This is a genomic window from Mesorhizobium sp. M1334 (assembly GCF_040317995.1).
Taxonomy (GTDB): domain Bacteria; phylum Pseudomonadota; class Alphaproteobacteria; order Rhizobiales; family Rhizobiaceae; genus Mesorhizobium.
Window position 1 is genome coordinate 59185 of record NZ_JAMYLM010000008.1, and the last position, 22093, is coordinate 81277.

The 22093-nt window shown below is 61.2% G+C and carries 17 protein-coding genes; 9 read left to right on the plus strand and 8 right to left on the minus strand.

Features of this window, described 5'->3' with window-relative positions:
• Positions 1-117 precede the first annotated feature (117 nt).
• Both NKH17_RS16530 and NKH17_RS16535 read left to right on the plus strand, forming a co-directional pair.
• On the plus strand, positions 118-1185 hold the full coding sequence (locus tag NKH17_RS16530) for an acyltransferase family protein (protein ID WP_352475701.1): 1068 nt from the start codon (positions 118-120) through the stop codon (positions 1183-1185).
• A gap of 159 nt (positions 1186-1344) precedes the next feature.
• Positions 1345-2724 (plus strand): VpsF family polysaccharide biosynthesis protein, encoded by a 1380-nt coding sequence (locus NKH17_RS16535; protein ID WP_352475700.1) that lies wholly within the window; start codon positions 1345-1347, stop codon positions 2722-2724.
• On the opposite strand, the gene NKH17_RS16540 is transcribed toward NKH17_RS16535, so the two are convergent.
• Entirely contained in the window at positions 2673-4115 is a 1443-nt protein-coding gene (locus tag NKH17_RS16540) for a glucosamine inositolphosphorylceramide transferase family protein (RefSeq protein WP_352475699.1), read from the minus strand. The genes NKH17_RS16535 and NKH17_RS16540 overlap by 52 nt on opposite strands.
• A 201-nt stretch (positions 4116-4316) precedes the next feature.
• Here NKH17_RS16540 and wecB point away from each other — a divergent pair, with 201 nt between their 5' ends.
• The 3 genes from wecB to NKH17_RS16555 are packed head-to-tail and all read left to right on the plus strand — an operon-like array spanning position 4317 to position 7595.
• Positions 4317-5471: a non-hydrolyzing UDP-N-acetylglucosamine 2-epimerase gene (gene wecB, locus NKH17_RS16545; RefSeq protein ID WP_352475698.1), complete on the plus strand. Its 1155-nt coding sequence runs from the start codon at positions 4317-4319 to the stop codon at positions 5469-5471.
• Entirely contained in the window at positions 5464-6795 is a 1332-nt protein-coding gene (wecC, locus tag NKH17_RS16550; protein ID WP_352475697.1) for a UDP-N-acetyl-D-mannosamine dehydrogenase, read from the plus strand. Before wecB ends, wecC begins: the two co-directional genes overlap by 8 nt.
• On the plus strand, positions 6792-7595 hold the full coding sequence (locus tag NKH17_RS16555; protein WP_352897626.1) for a WecB/TagA/CpsF family glycosyltransferase: 804 nt from the start codon (positions 6792-6794) through the stop codon (positions 7593-7595). The genes wecC and NKH17_RS16555 overlap by 4 nt, the downstream gene beginning before the upstream one ends.
• 44 nt (positions 7596-7639) lie before the next feature.
• Here the strand turns inward: NKH17_RS16555 and NKH17_RS16560 are convergent, their stop codons facing one another.
• Positions 7640-9079: a lipopolysaccharide biosynthesis protein gene (locus NKH17_RS16560; protein ID WP_352752845.1), complete on the minus strand. Its 1440-nt coding sequence runs from the start codon at positions 9077-9079 to the stop codon at positions 7640-7642.
• A gap of 169 nt (positions 9080-9248) precedes the next feature.
• On the opposite strand from NKH17_RS16560, the gene NKH17_RS16565 reads away from it, so the two are divergent.
• Positions 9249-10367 carry a glycosyltransferase family 4 protein gene (locus NKH17_RS16565; protein WP_352897628.1) on the plus strand — a complete coding sequence of 373 codons (1119 nt, stop codon included), beginning with the start codon at positions 9249-9251 and terminating at the stop codon, positions 10365-10367.
• Here NKH17_RS16565 and asnB read toward each other — a convergent pair.
• Together asnB and NKH17_RS16575 are read right to left on the minus strand one after the other, a co-directional pair.
• Positions 10341-12266: an asparagine synthase (glutamine-hydrolyzing) gene (gene asnB / locus NKH17_RS16570; RefSeq protein WP_352897629.1), complete on the minus strand. Its 1926-nt coding sequence runs from the start codon at positions 12264-12266 to the stop codon at positions 10341-10343. The genes NKH17_RS16565 and asnB overlap by 27 nt on opposite strands.
• Positions 12267-12432: 166 nt before the next feature.
• Positions 12433-13674, minus strand: coding sequence for a glycoside hydrolase family 5 protein (locus NKH17_RS16575; protein ID WP_352897631.1), 1242 nt, complete (start codon positions 13672-13674; stop codon positions 12433-12435).
• A 116-nt stretch (positions 13675-13790) separates the two neighbouring features.
• On the opposite strand from NKH17_RS16575, the gene NKH17_RS16580 reads away from it, so the two are divergent.
• The 3 genes from NKH17_RS16580 (at position 13791) to NKH17_RS16590 (ending at position 18118) form a co-directional block, all read left to right on the plus strand.
• Complete coding sequence (locus NKH17_RS16580; protein ID WP_352971438.1) at positions 13791-15719, plus strand: heparinase II/III family protein; 1929 nt, start codon at positions 13791-13793, stop codon at positions 15717-15719.
• A 237-nt stretch (positions 15720-15956) separates the two neighbouring features.
• Positions 15957-16952: a sterol desaturase family protein gene (locus tag NKH17_RS16585; protein ID WP_352897635.1), complete on the plus strand. Its 996-nt coding sequence runs from the start codon at positions 15957-15959 to the stop codon at positions 16950-16952.
• Positions 16953-17137: 185 nt separating this feature from the next.
• Complete coding sequence (locus NKH17_RS16590; RefSeq protein WP_352897637.1) at positions 17138-18118, plus strand: GNAT family N-acetyltransferase; 981 nt, start codon at positions 17138-17140, stop codon at positions 18116-18118.
• A gap of 111 nt (positions 18119-18229) precedes the next feature.
• On the opposite strand, the gene NKH17_RS16595 is transcribed toward NKH17_RS16590, so the two are convergent.
• The 4 genes from NKH17_RS16595 to NKH17_RS16610 form a co-directional block, all read right to left on the minus strand.
• Positions 18230-18541, minus strand: a complete 312-nt coding sequence (locus NKH17_RS16595) for a UBP-type zinc finger domain-containing protein (RefSeq protein ID WP_036238601.1) — start codon at positions 18539-18541, stop codon at positions 18230-18232.
• Positions 18538-20229, minus strand: coding sequence for an FAD-dependent oxidoreductase (locus NKH17_RS16600; protein WP_352897638.1), 1692 nt, complete (start codon positions 20227-20229; stop codon positions 18538-18540). Before NKH17_RS16600 ends, NKH17_RS16595 begins: the two co-directional genes overlap by 4 nt.
• Before the next feature lie 360 nt (positions 20230-20589).
• On the minus strand, positions 20590-21516 hold the full coding sequence (locus tag NKH17_RS16605) for an NADP-dependent oxidoreductase (RefSeq protein ID WP_352897640.1): 927 nt from the start codon (positions 21514-21516) through the stop codon (positions 20590-20592).
• Positions 21517-21629: 113 nt separating this feature from the next.
• Positions 21630-22067 carry a CBS domain-containing protein gene (locus tag NKH17_RS16610; protein WP_352472517.1) on the minus strand — a complete coding sequence of 146 codons (438 nt, stop codon included), beginning with the start codon at positions 22065-22067 and terminating at the stop codon, positions 21630-21632.
• Positions 22068-22093: the final 26 nt, after the last annotated feature.

The window sequence follows — 22093 nt, forward strand, 5'->3', positions numbered from 1 at the left end:
CGCGCACTTAACGGCGCGCTTGTATTGAAAGCATCGCAACGCCTTTTGGATGACAACTGAAGCACTGACCGCGACCTGCAGGATGGCATCAGTCGCCTGCAATTGCAGGAGGGGAACGTGAACAAATTCTATTCGATCCAGTATCTTCGCGCCTGCGCTGCCTTGCTGGTTCTGTTCGCGCACGCTTTTTCTTACCAGATCGGCATCGACAATCCGATTATCGTGACCGCGGGGCGCCTTGGCGTTGTTCTGTTTTTCGTCGTTAGCGGGTTCATAATGGTCTATATTACAGGAAATGGTGTTTTCTCTGCTCCAACCTTCCTGAAACGCCGGGCGATCCGGATTGTCCCCCTCTACTGGCTTTTCACAAGCGTCGCCGCACTTCTGGCCGCTCTTGCACCAAGTCTCTTCCAGACGACTGTCTTTACGTGGCCCCACTATCTCCAGTCGCTCTTCTTCGTTGTCCACGAAGCGCCCGAACGAGATGGCGTCAGCCCAATTCTGGCACTCGGCTGGACGCTCAATTATGAGGTCTATTTCTATATCGCATTTGCGGCGCTCGCGTTCCTGTCAGTGACCGCGCGCGTAATTGTGCTGACGGTCTTTTTCATTGCGATGTGGCTGGCCGGGCTGCTGATGGCTCCCACCAACCCTGTTATCCAGTTCTATCTGAACGCTTCTCCGGTGGCGTTCGTCATCGGCATGTGGATAGGCCGGCGCTATCTGGATGGCGGCCTTGTTTCCGGCACACGCCATGCCTGGCTACTCGGCCTCATGGCCGCTGCAGGTGTGGTGCTTGCATTCGTCGATGACGGCACGCCGCTGATGAGCCAGATCAGCTTCGTAGGGCAGGTAATGTGGGCAGCCAGCCTGCTTCATCTTGGCCTCATACTGGAACCGAAACTGAAGCACTGGAGCCTGCTCGAAGAGCTCGGCGACGCCTCCTACGCGCTTTACCTGTCGCATATCTTCGTGATCGGCGCCGTGGCCTATTTGGCCAGGCGCACCATCGGCTACGAACATCCGGCGACGGTGTTGCTGGTCTCCGTGGTCAGCATCGTGACGGCCTGCATAGCCAGTCTGGTGATCCACCAGATGATCGAGAAGCCGATTCTTCTCGCTCTGAACGGCAGAAGAACGATCAGAAACACATCGCTTCCTTACGCTGTCACGGGGAACAAATAAGGAGACCGTGCAAACGTACGGGCATCGAATTTAACGGTTGTGGCAAACGCATGGCCCGGCGCATATTTCGCCGGCACACACAGGCCGCCTCCCTTCGGCGGTCCTTGAATGGATCTCGTTGGCCGGAATGCCGTTTGAACATCTTCACCTGGATGGACCATGAGCTATCCCGCTGCCGCATCGGAACGATTGTTGTCCACCCAGGCGCGCCGTCAGAACGCGCTGTCGCTGCTGTTTTTCCTGTGCGCGGCGTTCGCGTTCCTGCTTCGCTTTACGGTGTCGCCGCAGGTGATGAACATGGTCGTCGACTATACGGCCCAGGGAGGCTCGTTCTACGAGAAGCTGCATTTCGGCACCTATGCGATCTTCCTGCTGCTTGCTGTCGTTCTTTTCAGCCGACCGTTTCTGCTGCAGGGCGACGAAATTGGAATATTCAAGGCGTTGGTCCGCTATTCGGTGCTGATGTTCGCGCTGGTGCCTTATCTGTTCGCTACCGGCCGCGCGGGCTCCTCCGGGTTCATCATCGATACCTATCTGGTGGCCGGCGCCGCAGGCCTGTTGATGCTAGCATTAAACGCGGAGTCGCGGCGGGCGCTGGGCGACGTCGTGCTTGGCATGGCTATCCTCAGCGCCGTGATCGGCACGATCGAGGCCGTGACTCAACATCGATTTCTGCCGTACGGTATCAACGAACTGCAGTTCAGGCCGATCGGCCTGGCAGCCCACCCGCTGTCACTGGGCGCGCTCTGCGCCACAGTCATCGGATTCGTACCGCTGACGCGCTGGCGCATATGGGTGCGGGTGGTGGCGATCTTCGTATTGGTCGTCGGTTGTGCTGCATCGGGCGCTCGCGCCGCACTGCTGCTCGCTGCCGGAGAAATCCTCATTCTACTGCTGTTCGTGCCTTGGCCGGGCCTGTCGCTCAAGTATGAGCGGCAGGCCAAATTTGTCGTGCTGATGTTCACCGTGACGGGTGGCGCGGTGCTCGTAGCGATGCTGTTTGCGGGCGGTCTGCTGAACCGGTTCAGCAACACCATCTTCGACCAAAACTTTATGGCCCGGGTGACGATCTACCAGGTGTTCGGACTTGTCAGCTGGAAAGACATCCTGTTCGGCATGAACGGCGACGAACTCCTGAAGATCGTCAACGAGAAGCTGCATCTCCCCTTCATCGAGAGCGCGCCGGTGGTCATCATCATGCTCTTCGGCCTGCCCATAGCAGTGCTCTTTACAGTGTTGATATTCTGGTTCATTTTTCGGCTGCTGCGCGGGGCGCCGCTGCCTGCCTGGATAGGCACCATGACTTTCTTGCTTGCCGCGCTGTCGAACAACGCGCTCTCTTCAAAGTCGCCGGAGATTGCGATTATGGTGGTGTTGCTGCTTGCCTTCAGAAAGCAGCCCTATCGGGGCCAGATCGAAAGCATTCCTTCGGCCGCTGCGTCCCACCCAACCCGGCTGGATCTCGTTAAGCCCGACCTCAGATCCGGTCAGCCGGCGCTATCCACGACCTCAACACTGCCGGCGCGGTTGAGCGTGTGAATGCCCGCGCGGGCCCATGCCGGCCCCGGATCGATTGGGCGGGGTAGTTCGAAACGGATATCGAAATCATCAAGCCGATCCAGTCGCATTAACCCCAGGCCGCCACCATAGGCTCTTGAGCCGTTTTGCACCGGCAGCAGCAGCGAGCCCTCCTGGCGGATAAAGGCGCCGCCTGGCCGAGTGGCGGAGTGGTCGACCGCGACGGGATTGAGCGCGTGCGCAGCCCACGGCCCACGCAATGCCGGGGCGGAATAGACCGCCATCGTGTCAGACGCGCTACCGTGACCGAACCGCTCTGTCCCCAACAGCCAGAAGCGGCCGTCGGATTCGAGCAGCGTGGCGTCGTTGAAATCCCTGTTCGTCATCAGCACCGTATCGCGTACCCAGCGATCCGGAAACTGCACGGCACGGTAGAGCACCAGTTCGCGCGCCGCAGCGCTTTCCGGGATCATGAAAATCTCGCCGGAGTGAGCGAACACCTGCGGATATGACAGGTGATGCGCTTCCTCCAGCACCACCTTCGGCACGCCGAAAGTGCCGTCGGTGCCGAGTTCGGCCACCGAAATCACGCCGCGGCCCGTGGCATAGGGAAATTCCTCGACAAACAGAAAATGGCGGCCGTCGCGCTCGAGAACGAACGGATCGGCGTAGAAGCGCTGCCCGTCATCGGCAAGCACGGTGAACGGCTTACCGTCGAGTCGTCCGGTCTCGGCGACGCCTGGACCGTCGATCAGCCGGTAAGCAACCTGCCAATAGAAGGGGCGCCGACCACGTCGCAGTTTTTGCACCGCGCGGTCGACCATTCCCCTGCCGAAAAAGGGCAGATAGTGCCTGATAAATCCGCCCTTCTGCAGGGGCGGCGCCGGCCTCTCAATAATCGGCGCAAGTTTGCCCGCTGAAAAGCCGGCGACACATTGGGCAATCACGGAGATGGCGCCGGCGAGCAGGTCGTTGCTGGTCCGGGAGAGCCATAGCCGATCGCTGATCATCGGCCGTGCCCTGGCGACGGCAACGCCGTCGAGGCGCGCGGTGAGTTCGGGCAACCGCCCGCTCGCCAGCATCTCGGTCATACCCGCGGCAAAGCTGCTGTGGCCGCAAAATTCGAGCGTCAGGACAGGCGTGCCCCGTCGTGCGGCGCTAGCGGTGAGATCGACTATAAGATCGACTGGGCCGGTGTCGCCGGATGGCAACGGCCGGGAACGGCTTGCCAGTGAGGGGCCGAAGCGCCGGCCCTCGAGCGCCAGCACATTATCCATCGAGCGCGCATTGGGTTCAGGCGTCGGCGCGCGGCTACTCGAAACCGCATGTCCAGCCGCACTCAACCGCGCCAGAAGCTCATTTTCCCAGCGCCGGGATGCGCCGGCGTGGCCGATGATTAAAATATTAGTCAATCCAATATATTCTTTTTCAAGACTACTGCCATAGACTACTTGTCAGCCCAACCTTTCACAAGAGTTAACCCGGGAGAACGCGGCCTTGGTTGTTAATCATATATTAAGAATTGAGATCACGAAGGCGCTTCTCGACGCTATTATAACTCGTGCGGGCAATAGTCGGCATGTCCCGAAGGCTGCAGGCGACCAGGATCAGCGATGAACGTCCTTTCACGTCCAAAACTGCCATCGAGGCAGAAACTGCTGATCGTGTTCGGCACGAGGCCGGAGGCACTCAAATGCTTTCCAGTGGCGCGTGCCGCCCTTGCTCATCCAGGCTTCATCACCGAAATATGCATAACCGCCCAGCATCGCGAAATGGTCGACCAGGTTGTCGAGCTGACCGGCCTGCCTGTGCATCACGATCTCAACATCATGCAACCCGGCCAGTCGCTGTTCGACGTGACCTCGCGCGTGCTGCTGGGCATGGCCGAGGTGCTGGACAAGGCCAAGCCCGATATCGTCATGGTGCAGGGCGACACCACCACGGCGATGGCCGCGGCTCTGGCTGCCTTCTACAAGCGTATCCCGGTCGCTCATGTCGAAGCAGGATTGCGCAGCCACAACATCAACTCGCCGTTTCCTGAAGAACTGAACCGCAAGATTGCCGGCGACATCGCCACCTGGCATTTTGCGCCGACCGTTCAGGCGCGCGACAACCTCATCGCCGAAGGAAAAGCCGAAAGCACCATCTTCGTAACCGGTAACACGGTGATCGACACACTGTTGCATTTTTCAAGCGCGATCGATGCCGACAGGTTGATGAACGCGAAGCTCGCTGCCCGCTTCCCTTTCCTCGACCCTTCCAAGAAGATGATCCTCGTCACCGGCCATCGCCGCGAGAATTTCGACGGCGGCATCCAGCGCATCTGTACGGCGTTGAAGGGATTGGCGGCGCGCGGAGACGTGCAGATCGTCTACCCTGTCCATCCAAACCCCAATGTGCGCTCAGTGGTCAACGCAGACCTGGAAGGCGTGCCGAACATCCACCTGGTCGAGCCGCAGGACTATCTGCCGTTCCTGTACCTGCAGAAGCAGAGCTATCTGGTGCTTACCGATAGCGGTGGCGTGCAGGAAGAAGCGCCTTCACTCGGCAAGCCGGTGCTGGTAATGCGCGAAAATACCGAGCGACCCGAGGGGATCGTGGCCGGCACCGCCCGTCTTGTCGGCACCGATGTCGAGAAAATCCTGTTCAACGCCAATCGCCTGCTCGACGATCAGGCTGCCTATCGCGGCATGGCGGAACGACACAACCCATATGGCGATGGCCGGGCCAGTAACCGGATTGTTGAGGAACTGCTGCATCATGGCTGAAATCAAAACCGTTTCCGTAATCGGCATGGGCTATATCGGCCTGCCGACCTGCGCCATTTTCGCCAGCCGCGGGCTCAACGTCATTGGCGTCGATGTCAACGGAGCGGTGGTCGAGAAGGTCAACCGCGGCGAAATCCACATCGTCGAGCCGGACCTTGACGGTCTGATCCAGAAGGTCGTGGCGAACGGCAAGCTCATGGCCTACAGCACGCCGCAGCCGGCGGACGCCTATATCATCGCCGTGCCGACCCCGATGACCCACGACCATAAGCCGGACGTAACCTACGTGCTCGCGGCGGCACGAAGCATCGCCCCAGTGCTGAAGCGGGGAGACCTTGTGGTATTGGAGTCGACATCGCCGGTCGGAACCACGCGGATCATGACCGGGCTGCTTGCCGAATTGCGGCCCGATCTCAAATTTCCTGTCCAGCATGGCGAAGACGCCGATGTGCTGGTCGCCTATTCGCCCGAGCGCGTGCTGCCGGGAAAGGTGCTGACCGAGCTGATCAACAATGATCGCTCGATCGGTGGATTGTCCCGCAAATCGTCGGAACGGACCGCGGCACTCTATTCGACCTTCGTCACCGGCGACCTGTTCATGACAACGGCCGAAAGTGCTGAGCTGGTGAAACTGACGGAGAACGCATTCCGCGACGTCAACATCGCCTTTGCCAACGAGCTTGCCGCAGTGTGTCAGGATCTGTCGCTCAATGTATGGGAAGTGATCGATCTCGCCAATCGGCACCCTCGCGTGAACATCCTCCAGCCGAGCCCGGGCGTTGGCGGTCACTGCATTGCGGTCGATCCATATTTTATCATCGATGCCGCACCCAACAGCACGCGGCTGATGGCTTCGGCACGCCGGATCAATTCCGAGCGGCCCATGTCGGTGGTCAGGGATATCGAGGCCTTGCTCGATCCCTCCCGCAAGCAGACGATCGCCTGCCTTGGCCTCAGCTTCAAAGCCAACATCGACGATTTGCGCGAGAGCCCGGCCGTCGAAGTGGTGAAGCTTCTGTCCGATATCCCCAATGTGAAGATCATTGCGGCTGAACCCAACACAAATGCGCTGCCGCACGAGCTCGAGGGCAGGGGCATCGTGTTCACCGATGCACTTTCGGCCATCGACAAATCCGATATCGTCGTCCTCCTGGTCGACCATCGGCAATTCAATCTGGTCGACCCCGAAGCGCTCAAGGACAAGAAGCTCGTCGATACGAGGGGCCTGTGGACGTGGCGCAAGGCGCGCAAGCCGGACGCCCGCATCGACGGCAAGAAACCAGAGATCGCACAAGTGCCGCTTGCAAGGGAGCAGGCCGCATGAACGCGCACGCCCCGGCATGGGCGCAGCATTCCCTGTTGGCGTCACGGCGCCGGGAGTTCCTTGGCGCACCTATCCATGCGCTGACCATGGCAGAGACGCTGGCCATCGCCGAAGAGGCGATGACCCTGCGGCGGCCGCTGCACCATGTGGTCGTGAATGTCGCCAAGCTGGTGACCATGCGCCAGAATGCCGAACTGCGCGACGACGTGGCCGGGGCGGACGTCGTCAATGTCGATGGCATTGGCGTGCTTTGGGGTGCGCGTTTGTGCGGCGTCGCGCTGCCCGAGCGCGTGGCGGGCGTCGACATCATGATCAATCTGCTGAGCCTCTGCGCGATGCGTGGATTCAGGCCGTATCTGCTGGGGGCCGAACAGCACGTTCTCGATGCGGTCGTAGCGAGACTTGCCAATGACCATCCGAGCCTCAGCATAGCGGGGACGCGCAACGGCTATTTCAAGCCGGAGGACGAGGCCGGGATCGTCGCGGCGATCAACGCCTCTGATGCCGACTGCCTGTTGGTGGCCATGCCGACACCGCGCAAGGAACGCTTTCTCAAACGCTACCGCGATGAACTCGCCCCAAGCTTCGTGATGGGCGTGGGCGGCAGTTTCGACGTCTATGGCGGCAAGGTTGCCCGTGCGCCGAGGCTGATACAAGCGGCCGGCCTGGAGTGGCTGTTCCGCGTCATCCAGGAGCCGCGACGCTTGTGGCGCCGCTACTACGATACCAACACTGCCTATGCCGGGCTGCTCTGCCGGGAGTTCTGGGAGCGTCGCTGGCGTCGAAACGCCGGTTTATAGATTCGCGTTCCCTCACAAAACAGGCGTCGGCCCTGGACTTCGCCTTACGCGATCCGCAGCCGCTCCCGCAACTGGGCGACGAATTGCGTCGCTGCTACAGGATGGAACAACGAGGTCAGCCCGAAGAAGACCGCAGCGCCGGCGGTGCCGCCGGCGACAAGCGAGAAGATCGCCGGCACGTCGCCGGCCACCATGCTGGCAAGCTTGGCGGCCACCCCCGTGCTGAGCGAGATGATTACCGAAACACCGATGTCGCGCCACGGCACCGGCACCGGCGTGAGCCGCTCGCTGATGACAATGCAGGTTATGGAGCCCACTACCGAGCCGCCCGCAAGCGCCAAAGCCGCGCCGATCTCGGCCATCGGGGGGATCAACAGCAGGGACAATGCAATTGTTGCCACCGAGCCGAAGAGGTTGGCGATGATCAGCAGCCACGGCCGCTTGTGCGCGTGCACCACGACGCCATAGACGAAGCTGGTGAGGTTGGCGCACAGCACGCTGAAGGCAATGATTGGAAACAGCAGGCCGAAGCGGCCGTGATATTGCGAGGGCAGCATGAGCTCGGTGATATCGCCGCTGAGCGCGACCAGCATCGCTGCAATCGGCAGGCAAAGCCGCATCATCAAGGCCATCAACTGCGACAGCAACCGACCCGATGCCGCGGGCCCGTCCTCGTCGAAGCGGCTGACCACCTCGGGAAAGGCGCCCATGTTGATGGCGTTGGCGACCATATCGATCGGTTGGCGGGCTAACGCATAGGCTGCGGCGAAGATCGCCACGGCGCTGGCATCGTAATAGAACTTGAGGAACAGACGCTCCGCGCTGTTGAGCCCAAACCCAACCAGCGCCATGATGATCAGCGGCACACCGAGCGCAAAGAAGTCTCTGTGGGTGAAACGCGGCGGACCGGTAACAACGCGTCGGGATGCCATGATCCCCGCCACGATGCCGGCAATCAAGGCGCCGAGGCTCGAACCGAGCGACACCGTCAGAAAGCTGTCCTGAAAGACAAGGATAGCGCCGATCGGTAACGCGAGTTGCAGCAACGCACGCAGGGCTTCTAGCATTGAATAGACCGAATGGCGCTGCTGCATCTGCAGCACCGTCAAGGCGAAGCGGCTGATGGATCCGGCGACCAGATAGCCGCAGACCGCGATCGCGAACTCGACCCAGCGTTCAGGCACGATCACCGCCGACGCGCCTATCGATATGACCAGCGCCAGGGCCGTGGTCGCAAGCAACACCTGCCCCGCCAGCATCAGGCTGCCGCGGCTGACCTCGCCCTTGCCGCCAAGCCTGAGCAGGGCGATGCGCAGCCAGTTGGTGACGGCAATGTCGGTCATTTCACCGACGGTCACCACCAGGGTGAGCAGGCCATACTCGGTCTGGTCGATCAAACGCGTCACGACGACCAGCAGGAGCAGCGCCGAAATTCGCGTCAGCAGGATCGCCGGAGCATAAATGAGCGTGGAACGGAGCAGCAAGGGCGTGTCCCTGGAAAACTCACCTTCGACTAGCCGCCGACTGGCGGAAAATCCAGCGCGATGACGGCGAAGGGTGAACAGATTCAGTTTGAACTAAAAGATTTGCCGTAAACCTTATCGGGAACGTTTGCTTTGCAGTTACCCGGTCTGTGTTATTTAGGGTACCATCATGTTGCAGCGCCTCATATCCGATCGAAAAATACATGTCCTGGTCGCGACGCCGTCGGGCGTTTCGGGGCAGGGCGGCATCGACCGCATCATGGGGGCGCTGAAGCAGGAGTTCGAACGGCAGGAAATCGCCGACATCGATGTGTGCTTCCTTGCCAGCCGTGGCCCGGGGCATGTCGGACTTTCGATCTTCTATATGCTCGGCTTTTGCTTACGGATGCTTAAAGCGCGTGTGGCTGGACGTGCCGATGTCATTCACATCAACATCTCAGTTTCCGGCAGCACCTATCGCAAGATGGTGATCGCCGCCTGGGCACGGCTGCTGTCGATACCCTATGTCCTGCATTTGCACGGGGCGCAGTATCAGACATTCTGGAAAGCCGACCGCGGTTTCATAAGCGGCCGTATCAAAGCTCTGTTCGAGCACGCCGATCGGGTGATCGTTTTGGGTCGGCTTTGGCGCGATTTCGTCGCCAGCCGGGCGCCGGGCGCAGCCGGCAATATCGTGATCGTACCCAATGCGACCGAAGTCCCGTCGCTGGCGCATGTCGGCGGCGGCGACCATGTGCATATCCTGTTCCTGGGCCGCATCGGCGACCGCAAGGGCGTACCGCAATTGCTGGAGGCACTGCACCGCATGAGCCCTGTCAAGAATTGGCGCGCCACGATTGCCGGCGATGGTGAAGTCGAGGCGGCACGGACAAAGTCAGCCGCGCTGGGGATTGCAGACCGGATCGCCTTTCCGGGTTGGGTGGGACCGGACGATGTCGCATCGCTGATTTCTTCGGCGGATATTCTGGTTCTTCCCTCCTTCGCCGAAAATCTGCCGATGTCGGTGATCGAAGGCATGGCAGCCGGTTTGGCGGTGGTGGCGACCCCGGTTGGCGCGGTCGAAGACATAATCACCGACGGGCAATCCGGGCTGCTGGTGCCGCCAGGCGATGTTACAGCGTTGACCGACGCGTTGAGCCGCCTCGTGGAGAACCCGGCACTGAGGGCAAGGCTTGGTGCCGGTGCCATGGCCGTGCATCGGGAACGGCTTGAGCTCGCCCCGTTTGTCGGCGCAATCTGCGATGTCTGGCGGTCGGCCGCGTCAAGCCGTCAACCGGTCAAGCGCTGAGGCCGACGATCGCGGCGGCGCTTCGAGCCTGAATTCGCGGTGGAATATCTCCAAATTCAACAGCGCCCATATCAGTTTTTCGTGGTCAGCGGCACGCGTGGTGTGTTCGGAGACGATTTGATCAAGCTGTTTCGGACTCAGATAGCTGCGAATGACGGAGTGAGGCGAGCAAAGATGGTCATGCACGTAGTTCCTCATCGATCCGCGAAACCATTCGGCGACCGGTACCTTGAACCCGACCTTGCGGCGGCTGAGAATTTCCTCCGGGAGGATATTGGCCATGCTGTCGCGCAGGATCTGCTTGCTGTGCAACCAACCCAGCCTGTAGCGATCGGGCAATTTGCTGACGAACGAAACCAGGTCGCGATCGAGGAACGGCATTCTTCCTTCGATTGAACCGGCCATCATCATGTGGTCGCCTCGTTCCAGGAGATTGTCAGGCAGCCACGACGTCTGATCGAAAAACAGCACGCGGCGAAGATGGGAGGCCGCAGCGCTTGACGAGAACGGAAACTCATTGCGCTCATAACGGCGATTTACTGACGCACCGATCAGGCACGCGCGCTGCTGCGCGGAAACGGCTCCAAACCAGGAGACCATCCGGGCGGCAAAGTCCCTTTCGCCCGCGGTGCGGGCAAACGTATCGACCTTGGCCGACGCGCCCGGCATCGCGCGTACCACAGGGGAAAGGACGTTATCGTGCAGCGAGGCTGGGACAAGCGACTGGTAGATCCCGGCCAGTGATTCCGCGCGATGCTTGGGATAGCCGCCGAGAATCTCGTCGGCTCCTTCGCCGGTGAGCACCATCTTGACGTCTTGCGAGGCTCGCTCCGACATCAGGTAAATTGGAATATCGCTGCTTTGCGAAACAGGTGCCCCGCGTTGGCGAACCATCGTCGGCAGATGATCCATCAGATCGTCTGGCTGGATGACAAGTTCGCAATGATCGGTCTTGAAATGATCGGCAACGCGCCGGGCGAATGCAAATTCGCTATAGGCTGCGTCGTCGAACCCGACGGAGAACGTGCGAACGGGCGTGGCGCTGTGCCTGGCCATCAGCGCGACGATAGCCGAGGAGTCGAGCCCTCCGGAGAGAAAGGCCCCAAAAGGTGCATCGCTGCGCATCCTGATCTCGACGGAATGGTCGAGCAGTTCCAGAAATCGCCGCTTTGCGGTTTTTCCGTCGATCCGCTCGGCCAGGGCCGCCTGGTCCGGAGGCGTATAGTAGCGCGTTTCCTTGACTACCCCTTGCGACCAGACAGCATAGCTTCCGGGATTGAGCTTGCGGATCTGTTTGAAAAGCGTGCGCGGTCCCGGCACATAACGCCAGTTCAGATACTCGTGCACGGCATCCAGATCGAGTTCCTGAGCATCTTGCTGCGATGACAGCAATGCGTTGATCTCCGAGGCAAACAGCAGCAATTTTTCGCTTTGCATGAGGTAAAGCGGCTTTTCCCCGAAGGGATCCCGGGCGAGGATCAATTCCTGCCTCTGAGCATCCCAGAGTGCAAAGGCGAACATGCCGCTCAGCCGATCGAACATTGACAAGCGCCACTGATCGTAGGCTCGGAGCAGCACCTCGGTATCGGAGCGCGTTCGAAAATGATGGCCAAGGCCGATCAGTTCCTGGCGCAGCTCGATATAGTTATATATCTCGCCGTTGAAAATTATTTTGAGACGACCGTCCTCAATCTGCATCGGCTGATTCGACTCGGGCGCCAAGTCAATGATCGCCAGGCGGCGATGGACCAATGCCAATTGTTGCTCGCCGGTATTCAGGTCCAATATCTCGGTGCCTTCGGCATCGGGACCGCGATGCCGCAATGCGTTTGACATTCTGGCGGCCCGCTCTTGTGGATTTTTAGCCCTTCGACCGATCCATCCGGCAATTCCACACATTGTTCCCCCTAGGTGCGCGCATTCCTCACTTCAGTACAACAAATGTGTTAAACACTTCGTGCCGACACAACCCGACCGGGAGAAAGCTGCCACGGGCCATCCTCGATGGAGCCTGGCGGTCAGGGGTTGCCACCGGTTGTTCGCTGGTGAGGGCGAGTGACGGCACCTATGGCAGGCCCAATGCCTGCAGCATCTCCGGGTCGGGTACCGGGGGGCCATCGGGCAGGATGAGGCTCATCCCATAGGGATTGGAGAACTCCCAGACAGACCATGGGATCGCAAAGCGTTCGGCCTCTCCGCGCACTGCCTTGAGATAGCGCGAACGGTCGGCCTCAAAGGCGCCCATGCGGCCGTCCGCGGACATGAGGATAGCGCCGAATTCGCCCATGAAGAGCCGCCGACTGGGGATGCCATGGCCTTCAGCCCAGTCGACAGCCTGGCGAAAGCTCGCCTCCAGTTGGCTCTGGCCCCAGTTCTGCTCGAAATACCTCGCGATTGCTTGGCGCGCGGTGGCCATGTTCATGACCTGCTCGACCCTGCTCAAGCCGGCAGCCTCCATCCGCGCTCTAAGGGTTTCGGTCACCACTTCGGGTGTACTGCTGTCGGCCGGCCAGGGAAGTCCCGAAGCAAAGCTGATTGTGTCATCGGGCCGCTGGTGGGTGAAGCTGTGCGGCTCATACATATGGAAGCTGTAATAGAGGTTTGGGTCATCAAAGCCGGGGCTGAGGTTGACCAATCCGGCAATGCTGCCGCCGCAGGCGCCGGTTGCAACGATGGTAAGTTCGCTGCTGACCGCTCGAATGTCGTGGACGGTCCCTGCCATGATCCCCTGCCAGTCATCGCTGCCGCTCGCATCGCAAGGGTAGTATGCGGGCTCGTTGTAAGGTTCGAGGGCGACTTTGTCGGTGCCTATCTTGACCAGCATGGCGGCGACCGCCACAACCACTTGACGATAGCGGGCAACGCCCTCGCTGTCGGCGCCGCCATAGATCATCTCCATGCTGTAGTCGGGAACCTGAGTGACGCCATGCAGGTCGAAAACCACCTTGAGGCCGGTCGACGTGATCCGCTCGACGGCGGCGGCAAGTATGTCCAGCGCCTGTTGCCGCTTGGCGCCCTCGCTGGCAAGCAGCGGGCCGGGATCGACGCTCAGCCGGACGAAGTCGAAGCCCATCGATCGGATGTGGGCAAACACCTCCCCGGGCGGCCAGTCGGCGAGCGGCCTGCTTTCCGCAAGCCACTCCTTTTCGCTGCGATAGGGCGGCCAAACGTAGGTTCCGTCCTTCTCCACCGGCGACCAGTTGAGCCACTGATGCACGCCAACGCCGCGCTTGAGAGCGATGGGCGCTGCGTCGGCAGCCACAAGCAAGGCGAGCACCCAGGCAACAACACCCGCAGCTTTTCGCATCGCTCTCTCCGCTTGGTCGTCGGAGATATTAACCGCAACGAACGGGAAAGAAGATTGTCGGCGCGCAGCTTTTCGACGGCATGGTATACAAGGACCGAAACGTTGATGGGGCGTGCATGAGAATCGGCTGGTACATCAACCGATTGCGCAGCATGGAACCGGCCGAGGTGCTGCACCGGCTGGTGGAGCAACGTCGAAGGATCGCGTCGCGCCGCCGCGATGATGGGTGGGAGCGCTATCCATCGCCGCAGTTGCACCCAGTGCTGCCCGGATTTCGCCATGCTGCGCTGGCAGCGACCGACGCTCAACGGCAAGCCATAGCGGCGGCCGCGCAAGAGATGCTTCATGGCCGGTTTTCTGCACTCGGGCGGACATGGCCAAAGCGTGAGCCTGAACTGTTGTTTCCTGCCGAGCTTTGGCGTCTTGATCCGGTGACCGGCAGGCTTTGGCCTGGCCCCGAGGCTCATACTTTCGACATCGATTTTCGTCATGGCGGCGACCTTGGCGATATAAAATATGTCTGGGAGATCAACCGGCTGCAGCAATTGCCGCCACTGGCTGCACACCTGCTCCTCTGCGAGGACGATCGATCCCGGAGTGCCATCGAGGCGGCAATCGGTAGTTGGCACTCCGCCAATCCACCGTTCCGAGGCATCGGCTGGGCGTCCGGCATCGAAGTAGCGCTGCGGGCCATCAGCCTGATCGTCACCCTGGACCTCGTCGGCGACCAGCTTGACCCGGCGACGCTGCGGAAAGCTGGTGAGATACTAGCGGCAAGCGCCTATTGGCTGCCGCGGTTTCCGTCGCGATATTCCTCCGCCAACAACCATCTGGTCGCAGAGTTGGCCGGCGAATATCTGGTCGGCCTGGCGCTCGGGGCCGGATCCGAAATCGCCCGCGGCGCCCTCCTGAATGAGACGCACAAGCAGATACTTGCCGATGGCGCAGGTGCCGAGCAAACACCGACCTATGCAGCCTTCAGCGCCGAACTCATCTTGCTGTGCGCCGCCGCGGCACGCCAGGCGGGAACGCCGTTTCCCTCGGCTGTCGAAGCGCGTCTGGGCGCCTTCGCCAATTTCGTCGGCTGGCTGCCACAGAAAGCCGCCCGCTTCGGCGACGACGATGAGGGCCACGTGCTGAAGCTGGGGGACGAGCCGAACTATATCCGATCCGTCGCGTCCGCCATCCAACGCTTACTGGGGACGCCGGGCAACGCGCCGGAGCCCGACGACTTTCGTTCGCTTTTCTTTGGTACGCCGTCGGGTCCGGCGCCCGCGGTGCATGGCTTGCAGACATTCGCGCAAGGCGGGCTCTCAGTCTGGCGCGGAGCAATGAATGGCCGCAATGTCGAAGTGACGTTCGACCATGGACCGCTCGGATATCTCTCGATAGCGGCGCACGGCCATGCCGACGCGCTGTCGCTCACCCTGTGCATCGACGGTGAGCCGGTGCTGGTCGATCCAGGCACCTGGCTCTACGGTTCGGGAGGCGCATGGCGCGACTGGTTCCGCTCCACACCAGCGCACAACACGCTGAACATCGAGGGCAAGAGCCAAAGTACCATCGCTGGAAATTTCAACTGGTCGCACAAGGCAGTCGCAGCGCTGGTGGAGAGCGAGCCGGGACCGCACTGGAGGCTGAGCGCCCGGCATGATGGCTACAGAAGCCGCTTCGGCGTCGTGCATCAGCGCACTTTGGCGCGCCAGGCCGATGGCATCCTCATCACCGACCAACTGCTCGGCGGCGGGCGTCAGTCCGAGATCGTCTTCCAACTGGCCGCCGGCCTCCATGCCGACCGGCACGAAGATACGGTCACGGTATTGCGCGGCGACGAGGCGCTGTTGGCCATCCGCTTTCCTGACGCTGCGCTCGACGTCGGCGCTGGCGGTGACATGCCGGGGCAAGGCGGTTGGGTTTCACTGCGCTTTGGCACCAGGCAGCAGGCCGAACGCCTCGCCTGGCACGGTGAAGTGGGCGAAGCCGGAATCCATATCCATCTTGCCCCAATTCACCCGCCACAACGGCAAAAACCGGCGCCAACGTAGAGTTGCCGGGCGAGTTCCAGCCGTATTCGACATTAATTACGTTTGGACATTTAGCGGTTTCGTTACCGTTGATCTGCTAGTCTCGCACCATCCAGCCTGCTTTGCCCGCTGCGTCCGCAACAGCCACTGGTTGCAGGCGGCGTAGCGGGTTTGGCGGGAATTTTGTGCTTTGCTATTCGCCAGATCGCCTTCGTACGACCCCAGACTGCCTTCTTACGACCAGGAGCCGCTGCAACGATGTTTTCCGAATTTGCCAGAGCGATTGTGGAAAAGCTTTCGAACGTCAATCTGACCACGCTCGGCCTGCTTCTCCTCACCGCACTGGGCAGCGCGGTGGTCGCCTACTGGCGAAATGCCGAACATAAGTCTCTCAGGGATTTTTTCGACTTCGCCTTCCCCCAGGAAGTCATCCTGCACCCGTCGGCGCGAGCCGACGCCCTGTTCTGGATCACGAAACGGGCGATGATGCCTTTCCTGCTTATTCCTGCCGGCGTCACCTTCGTCGTCGCGGTGGGCTATGGCACACGCGAGGCAATTGGCTGGCTCCTTAACATCCACGCGCCGCTTCTCGGCGGCCCGGCGGGACCAGTGACGATCGTCATCTTCACCGCAACCATGCTGGTCGCCTATGATATCTCATACTACCTCTACCACGTCGCCCAGCACCGTTTCCCGTTCCTGTGGGAATTGCACAAGGTACATCATTCGGCCGAAGTGATGGTGGGGATCACCAAGGACCGGGTTCATCCGCTGGACGATCTGATGAACCGCATGTGGGATGGCGTCATTCCGGGCATCTGCTTCGGTATATGGAGCCTGATCGCACTCGATCCGGTAGAGGTCGCTATCTTCGGCATCAACGTCTACGTCATCCGTAACATCCTGATGATGGACTTTGTTCGTCATACGCATCTCAAGATCTCGTTCGGCCCGTTGAACAACATCATCCTGTGTCCGCACTGGCACCAGGTGCATCACAGCATCGACCCTCGTCATTATGACAAGAATTTCGGCCTGCTTTTTTCGTTCTGGGATCGTCTGTTCGGAACGCAATTTGTCCCGGAACCGGATGAAGACCTGAAATTTGGCCTGATCGATCGCGATGTGCGCGATTATCAGTCGCTCTTTGGGCTCTACATCCTGCCGCTCAAGAAGATGGGAAGGCATGTCATGCGACTGTTTCACAGGCGGCCCAATGTAGTCGCGCAGCCACAGGACAGTTCTCCTTCATGAACACTGTTGTTTCCATCGACGTCCTAGGTGCGGAGCGCCTGGAAATCGTCCGTTCGGCGGATCGTCTGGCTGCGGTCGAAGCCGCTTGGATGGACCTTTGGCATCGTACCGACGGGCTGATCTTTCAAAGCCATGCCTGGATTTCGGCATGGTGGAGTACCGTACAACGCCGTGACCAGCGCGCGTTGCGGATCGGCCTGGTCTGGAAGGGTGAGAAACTCGTTGCTGTCGTTCCGCTGGCGATCGGCAGGCGCAGGGGGCTGCGGTTTCTCGAATGGGCGGCCGGCAGCTATACCGACTATGGGGATATTCTCGTTGCCCCGGAATGCTCGTTGTCGGCGCTGCAGGAGCTATGGACCCAACTCTGCGATGCAGGTGGCTTCGATCTTGCCTTGATCAGTCGTCTCTCGCCGGATGCGGCGGCCCGCAAAATTTTCACGCCGGGAGCTTTCGGCGGCATCAGGCTTCGTCACTTTCACCGAACGGAAGTCAGCTATCGCGTTGCCGGACAATGGGAAAGCGGAGCGGCATGGTTCGCGGACCAGTCGAAAAAGACGCGCCAAAACTATCGGCGCGGCATCAAAGCGCTGGAAGAAACCGGAGAGGTGAGATTTCGCCTGCTTGCCCCCGACGAGCCGCTGCAACCGATACTGGAGCGCCTCGCGGCCTTGAAGCGGAAATGGCTGACCGAGCGCATGCGTGAGTCAGACCTGTTCGAAGAGGGCGTGCCGGTACTCGCCGCGCTCGTCGATGCGTTGGCGCGCGCCGGCGTGCTGCATATCTTCGTCCTCGAATGCAATGGCGTGATGGTCGCGGTGTCGATCAACTTCGTCCAGCACGACGTGATGATGGCCTTCGTGACGACATTCGATCCGGATTTCGGCCGGGCGTCGCCGGGTGTGATCCTATTGATGGATTACGTGCAGTGGTCGATCGATCACGGCTTGAGCATGGTCGATTTCCTCTGTGGCGCAGAGTCGTTCAAACACAAATTCTCAACGCAGGCGGTTACACTGGAATCCGTCATCGGGACGCGCACGGCACAGGGTGCGCTTGCATCTCTTGCCGATCGTGTCCTCCAGACCGTCAGGCAAATGCGCGAGCGTTCATCGGCACTACCAAAGGGACGCGATACCCCCACTCAAGCCGAAGCAGCCTTGGACTAGAACGGTTCTTCACGGAAACGCCGAACAGCTCCATCCTTTTTGACGCAATTGCGGACAAAAACCGTTCACACTTTTTCTGGAATTGCTCGAGCGGCCCGCTGGCAAAAAAGCTCAAATGAAGCGCGGTATCGGTCCGTTTTGCGGCGTGGTGCGGTCGCCGAGGTCGAGGAAGATTTCGTCGATGTAGCACCATCCCCAGCCTTCCGGCGGATCGTAGCCTTCGATGACAGGATGGCCGGTTGCCCGAAAATGCTTGGTGGCATGACGGTTGGGCGAGTCGTCGCAGCAGCCAACGTGACCGCATGTGCGGCAGAGCCGCAGATGCACCCACTGCGAACCGCTCTTCAGGCATTCCTCGCAGCCGAGCGCGCTCGGCGTCACGTCGCGAATGTCCCCGGCGTGCCTGCATTCGTCTGCCATCATACGCTCCTGACCAATTGTGGCGCCACGGCTAGGCTGCCGTTTCGCGCGAGATATGCATGCAGCGCCGCAACCACCTGGGCGCCTTCGCCGACGGCAGCGGCGACGCGCTTGATCGAGCCGGAGCGCACGTCGCCGATGGCGAACACGCCGCCGCGGTTCGTCTCCAGTGCACCACGTTCCTGGCCAATGTCAGGCCCGGTGCGAACGAAGCCCTTCATGTCCAACGCCACGCCGCATTGCGCCAGCCAGTCGGTGTTCGGATCGGCGCCGATGAACAGGAAGAGGTGGCGGATCGGACGTGTTGTCTCGGTGTCGCGGTTGCGCCAGCGCACTTTGCCAAGAGTGCCGTCGGCGCCTTCCAGCGCCGTGATCTGCGTCTCAGCCAGCACTTCGATGTTCGGCTGTGCGCTGACGCGCTCCACCAGATAGCGCGACATGCTCGCATCCAGGCTGCTGCCGCGCGCCAGCAGCCATACCTTCTTCACATGCGCCGCCAAATAGACAGCAGCCTGTCCAGCCGAATTGCCGGCGCCGACCAGGGCTACCTCTTGCCCGGCGCAAAGCCGCGCTTCGATCGGCGAAGCCCAGTAATGCACGGAGGTTCCCTCGAATTGCGCCAGGTTTGCCATGTCGAGGCGGCGATAGCGCGCTCCGCTGGCGATCACCACCGACCGTGCCCGCACGGTCTCCCCGCCGCCGACGGCGAGCGTGTAGTGGGCACCGGACCTGTCGCTTGCGCTGCCCAGCAGCTTCGCCTCGTCCGGTATCACCATCTCGACGCCGAATTTCTGCGCCTGGTTGTAAGCGCGCGCCATCAGCGCCATTCCCGAAATGCCGGTCGGAAAACCGAGGTAGTTCTCGATGCGCGAGGAGGCACCCGCCTGTCCGCCGAAGGCACGGCAATCGAGCACGATCGTCGACAACCCTTCGGAAGCCGCGTAGACGGCCGCAGCGAGGCCGGCCGGTCCGGCGCCGACAATGGCCACGTCGTACAGCTTGCCGGCGTCGATCGGCCTCACCAGGCCGATGCAGCGGGCAAGCTCGTTCTCTCCGGGGTTGAGCAGCAGCTTGCCGTTTGGACAAAGCACGATCGGCAAATGGTGGACATCGACATGGAAGCGTTCGATCAGGGTCCTGGCGCAGGGATCGGCAGCCGAATCGAGAACGCGATGCGGCTGACCGCTGCGAGCCAGAAAACCTTGCAGCCGCAATACGTCGCCGCTGTCGACCGGTCCGACAATGATCGGGCCGGCTGTGCCGCTCTCGAGCAGGCCGACACGGCGCAGGATCAGCGCCCGCATGATGCGCTCGCCGAGGTTTGCTTCCTGCACCATCAGGTCCCTCAGCCTTTGCGAGGGGATGACGAGCGCCTCGACCGGCTCGATCGCCTCCACATCCACCAGTGAGGGCCGGGCTGAAAGCTGCGCCAACTCGCCGACGAAATTGCCTGCACCGTGCGTGACGATTGTTTCGCGCCGGCCGAAGCTGCCCCCCTGGATGATATCCACCTTGCCGGACAGGACCACGATCAGACCGGGCGCCAGCTCGCCGGCTTTAACGATCTGTTCGCCTGCGGCATAGGACACGGCTTCGCCGAAACGGCCGATGCGGTCCAGGTCCGCCTCAGCCAGCGCTGGAAACATCTGATCGCGACGGGCAATGGAGATCGGATTGGCGGGTTGAGACATGGTTCGAACCTATCGCCGGTTTCCGACAGTTTGAAGCGGTTTTTTGCGGCTTGCGGCCGGTAGGAACCTAGCCCGCCTGTCGGTAAACGCTGTGCCCTTCGCTTCGCAGTTAACTGACGGCGGCCGTGCGACGGTGTCGTCGTGACGTGCCTCACAATCCGTTGCATCTCCTTGATTTGTTTGATTTGCGCATCCCGGCAAACCCGGCGCATGCTGCTTCAACCGGCATCTGCCTAAGCCGGCCAGGCCCGGCGGGCCGTCCTGTGTCAAACTCTCGGCCGCCGGGCTTCTGGACGGCAGAAAACGGCCTGTGTCCGAGCGCTCCGCAAACTCGCCTGCGGCCTGTTGTTCGGCGAGTGCTCAGGCAGCTACCTGAAGCACAATCTTGCCGCGCGTGTGCTGCTTCTCGAGCTGTTCCTCGGCCCTGGCGACTTCCTCAAGAGGATAGATTGCCTGCACGAATGGCCTGACCTTCCCGGCGTCGATGAGGCGGCTGATCTCGGCAAGCTGCGCCGCGTTAGGCTTGGTCAAATAGGAAACGCCGCGAGCCCGATGCAGGCGGGCCTTCTCCGCCGACGGTTCGGAAAGCGTTGAGACGAGCGTCCCCCCGGGTTCGAGCACGTCCCACGAGCGGTCCTGTGTTTCACCCGCTACCAGGTCGAAGACGAGGTCGACGTCCTCGACAACCTCCTCGAAGCGCTGGTTCTTGTAGTCGACCGCCTGGTCGGCGCCAAGCCCGCGAACGAAATCGAAATCCTGCGCGGACACGGTCGTCGCGACAAACGCGCCCGCGGCCTTTGCGAACTGCACCGCCAGATGACCGACGCCGCCGGCGCCGCCATGGATAAGGACCCGCTGCCCGGATTTGAGGCCGCCGTGATCGAAAAGGCCTTGCCACGCGGTAAGGCCCGCAAGTGGCACCGCGGCGGCTTCGGCGTGGCTTAAGCGTTGCGGCTTCGCCGCCGCCTCCGTTGCCTTGACGACGACATATTCGGCGTTGCCGCCGCGGTCGTTGCCGAGCATGGCATATAGCGGATCGCCCTTCTTCAGCGTATGGGCTCGCGTGCCGCACAGTTCCACCACGCCGGACACGTCGCGGCCGAGCGTGACGGGCAGATCCGCGCCCGAAGAGCCCTCGCGAACCTTGTAGTCGACGGGATTGACGCTTGCCGCGTAGACCTTGAGCGTGACCTCGTCGTCATGGGGCTGAGGCAACGGAACCGCGTCCAGCGAAAGAACCTCCGGTCCACCAAAATCGTGGATACGGACGGCCTTCATAGTAATCATGGCTTGCTCCTCGTCGGGTTGAGTCCAATTCGCCTCTGAACTGTTTCGCCGGCAGACCGGCGTCTATCAAGCCGGCGGTTCGGTCGTGGCAAAGGCCGGCCGGTGGCGCGCCGTCAGTGTATCGTTTGCGAATGCTCGCCGCCGGGTTGCGAGATGCCGCTCAGCGCTTCACCTGCTGTCGCGGTCTCGCTGTTGGTGGCGAGGTCGCCCAGCGAAACGATGCCGACCAGGCGCTTGTCACGGTTTAGCACTGGCAAGCGGCGCACTTTCAGGTCAGCCATGTTGCGCAGAACATCCTCCGCGTCTTCGTCTTCGAAGCAATACCTGACCTCGGTACTCATCACTTCCCGTACCTTGGCGTCAGGTGTCTTGCCTTGGGCGACGCCGCGGATTGCGATGTCGCGATCGGTTACCATGCCGACAAGTCGATCGTTCTCGCCCACCGGCATCGCGCCGGCGTCGAGGCGACCCATCATTTCTGCCGCATCGCGCAGGGTTTGCTGCGGACTGGCGATCTCGACGTCCTTTGTCATGCAGTTGCCAACTTTCATTTTAACCTCCGTTGGTTGCAGGGCCC